We start from the raw sequence: 2,988 nt of genomic DNA, 5'->3' as shown, positions 1-2,988 counted from the left end.
GGCGGGAGTAGGCGCGGAGGCTCCCTACAGCCCCGCCCCCACCACGCTCTCATAGCCGAACAGCCCCTGCGCCCCGCCGGTGTGCAGGAACACCACCGTCTCGCCCTTGAACGCCCCCTTCCGCGCCAGGGCGATCAGCCCCTTCATGGCCTTGGCGCTGTAGACCGGGTCCAGCACGATGCCGTCCGTCCGCGCCGCCAGCTTCAGCGCCGCGATCACGCCCTCGTCGACCAGCCCGTAGCCCTCGCCGACATAGTCGCAGTCGGCGACCACCATCTCGTCGGTCACGGCCGAGGGGCGCCCCAGCAGGGCCGCCGTCTGCCGCGCCAGCTTCAGCACGTTCTCTTCCTGCTTGGCCTTCGGCGCCCGCACCCCGATACCCAGCACGGGGATGTCGGCCCCCATCACCGCCAGCCCGGCCACCAGCCCGGCGTGGGTCCCGGCGCTGCCCGTCGCGGTGACGATCCGGTCGATCGGCAGGTCCAGTTCGTCGGCCTGGACCACGATCTCGCGGGCGCAGTCGACATAGCCCAGCGCCCCGACCGGGTTCGACCCCCCGCCCGGGATCACATAGGGCCGACCGCCGCGCGCCCGCACCGCGTCCGCCGTCTTCTCCAGCTCCGCCGGCATGTCGCTGCCGCCCGGCACGGTGCGGATCCCCGCCCCGAACAGCCGGTCCATCAGCACATTGCCGTTGGCCACATAGTCGTGCGCCTTCGACCCGGTCCGCTCTTCCAGAATGACTTCGCAGGCCAGCCCGTGCGCCGCCGCCGCCGCCGCCGTCTGGCGCACATGGTTCGACTGCACCGCCCCCTGGGTCACCAGGGTGTCGGCCTCCTGTTCGAAGGCCTCGCCGAGCAGGAATTCCAGCTTGCGGGTCTTGTTGCCGCCGCCGGCCAGGCCGGTGCAGTCGTCGCGCTTGATCCAAAGATCGACGCCCAGCTCTTCCGACAGCCGCGGCAGCGGCTCCAGCGGCGTGGGCAGATGGGCGAGGCGGACGCGGGGAAAGCGGGCGAGATGCATGAACGGGCTCCTGTCGCCCGTGTTCTAGCCGATCCACCGGTGAATGCGACCGGGGTTGGTCGCGATGCGCCGTGTCATCCCGTGCGTCCCTATTCCGCGGCGGCCGAATAGGTCGCCGTCCCGGACATCGGCACGGCGCGGCCGCGCAACGTCTCGACCAACGGCCTCGGGTCGAGGGTGCGGTCGGCGATCAGCGCGTCGAGACCGGCCCGGGTCGCGGCGTCCATCGCCACCCCCGCCATGGCCCATCCGGCGAACAGCCGCTCCTCGACCCGCCAACGGTCCACCAGCACCAGGTCGTAATGCCGGGGATCGTCCTCGAGCCGCTTCAGCAACTGGTCCAGCCCGGGGCGTTCGCCTTCCAGCGCCTGGACGAAATGGCCGTCGTGAGCGACGAGTGCTCCGCCGATCCCCTTTTCCAGATTGCGGGTCCGGGCCTCTTCGGCGATCGCCGCCGCCTGCCCCGCCAGATCCTGCCGGCGCGCAGCCGTACTCACATATACAAGCCGCTCAAGCACGCACGCCTCACCGATACCGGACGACTAATCGACCGGACCCCAAACAACCGACGCGAGCACAGGTTCCGTCACCGTCAGGGAGACGGGGACGTCGATCCTCTCTCGATCGCGGTTTCCAGCAGGTCGACCAGTTCGCCGGCGGGCGCGCCCGGCTGGCTCACGATGCGCTCCAGCGTCGAGGCGTCTCCCGGACCGAAGCGGGCGTGGGCCATGGCCCAGCCGTCGAACCGGCGTCGGTCGATGTCGCGCCGGTCGATCACCTCCAGGCCCTTGTGCCGGTTGTCCCGCTCCAGCCGCCGCAGCAGGCTGTCGAGGGTCGAGGGCCGCCCCTCGATGACCTGGATGTAGTGGTCGCCGTGCGCCGCCAGCGCGCCCGTCAACCCGTCCCGGTCGTTGTTGCGTTGCGACTCCGCCAGGATGGTCGCCACGTTCAGGAGAGAGGCCGTCGTGCCGGTGGCGACGCTGCGATAGATCAGGCGCTGAAGCTCGGCCATGGGGCTCTCATCGTTCGAAGGATCAGAACCTTCTGTGCAGCAATTCGCTGACGATAGGCTAACGCCTTGATTCCTTGCGCCAACTGTCCGGACGCCGACACTTTGCGGGATGGCGGGAGAACTATTTCCGCCTTGCGCCTCGTCCGCTCCGGAACCGATTTCGCCGACTGCTGTTTATCGAGCGGACCAAGCGGCGATGCGCGCTCGACTAGTCCACCCGCGGCCCGGTCTTTGCCACGCCCCCCCGACGCAGGCCGGGCCGCACCTTCTCTCTTCTATCGTCATCCTCGGGCTTGACCCGAGGATCAGACCGTCCGGTGGTGCTCGGTGTGTGGACGCGCGCGCCGTCGCGGGGCCGTCCCTGTCACACAGTCCGGGCCTCACCTCTGATCCTCGGATCGAGTCAGAGGATGACGGATGGAGGCGGTCGGGGCGGTGACCGAGCCCGCCTCTTGCCGCGGCTCCCTCCCGGCGTGATGCTGTCTCCATGGCCGAATCGCCTGCCCCCGCCCGACTGCGCGACCGCTCCGCCACGGAAGCCCTCATCGTCGAGGCCGGCGAGCGTATCCTGCTGCGCGACGGCTTCCCCGGCCTCAACGTCCAGACCCTGGCCGCCGAGGCCGGCTGCGACCGCAAGCTGGTCTATCGCTATTTCGACGGCGCCGACGGGGTCGTCGCCCGCATCGCCGCCCGCGCCCACGCCGCCCTGGTCCGGTCGCTGGACGCCGTCCCCGCCTCGGGGACCGAGTCCCTGCGCGCCTTCGCCCGCGAGAGCCTGTCGGCCTGGCTCGGCGCCCTGCGGGCCAGCCCCCTGACCCTGCGCCTAATGGCTTGGGCCCTGGTCGAGTCCTCGCCCTTGCTCAATCGCATCGAGGCCGAGCGGTCGGCGGTGCTGCAGGCCTGGATGCGCGAGCGCCGGCCGCGCCTGCGCACGCCGCCCGCCGGCGACGCCG

Annotated in this window: 4 protein-coding genes; 1 reads left to right on the top strand and 3 read right to left on the bottom strand. The window is 70.8% G+C overall.

Annotated elements, in window-relative coordinates; translation table 11 throughout:
* Window positions 1-24: 24 nt before the first annotated feature.
* The 3 genes from RDU12_RS14445 to RDU12_RS14435 form a co-directional block, all read right to left on the bottom strand.
* Window positions 25-1,023: a D-cysteine desulfhydrase gene (locus tag RDU12_RS14445; protein WP_300291350.1), complete on the bottom strand. Its 999-nt coding sequence runs from the start codon at window positions 1,021-1,023 to the stop codon at window positions 25-27.
* A gap of 89 nt (window positions 1,024-1,112) precedes the next feature.
* Window positions 1,113-1,541, bottom strand: coding sequence for a BLUF domain-containing protein (locus RDU12_RS14440; protein ID WP_300291348.1), 429 nt, complete (start codon window positions 1,539-1,541; stop codon window positions 1,113-1,115).
* Window positions 1,542-1,615: 74 nt separating this feature from the next.
* Window positions 1,616-2,035: a BLUF domain-containing protein gene (locus tag RDU12_RS14435; RefSeq protein ID WP_300291346.1), complete on the bottom strand. Its 420-nt coding sequence runs from the start codon at window positions 2,033-2,035 to the stop codon at window positions 1,616-1,618.
* A 487-nt stretch (window positions 2,036-2,522) separates the two neighbouring features.
* Here RDU12_RS14435 and RDU12_RS14430 point away from each other — a divergent pair.
* On the top strand, window positions 2,523-2,988 hold a 466-nt coding region (locus tag RDU12_RS14430), incomplete at its 3' end, for a TetR/AcrR family transcriptional regulator (RefSeq protein WP_308685322.1).

It is taken from the genome of Brevundimonas sp., assembly GCF_031082345.1.
Classification (GTDB): domain Bacteria; phylum Pseudomonadota; class Alphaproteobacteria; order Caulobacterales; family Caulobacteraceae; genus Brevundimonas.
This window is presented reverse-complemented; position numbering and strand designations above follow the sequence as displayed.

Bases quoted from the DNA above. Each gene is read 5' to 3' on its own strand.
- RDU12_RS14445 (WP_300291350.1), bottom strand. From the start codon at position 1,023: ATGCATCTCGCCCGCTTTCCCCGCGTCCGCCTCGCCCATCTGCCCACG.
- RDU12_RS14435 (WP_300291346.1), bottom strand. From the start codon at position 2,035: ATGGCCGAGCTTCAGCGCCTGATCTATCGCAGCGTCGCCACCGGCACG.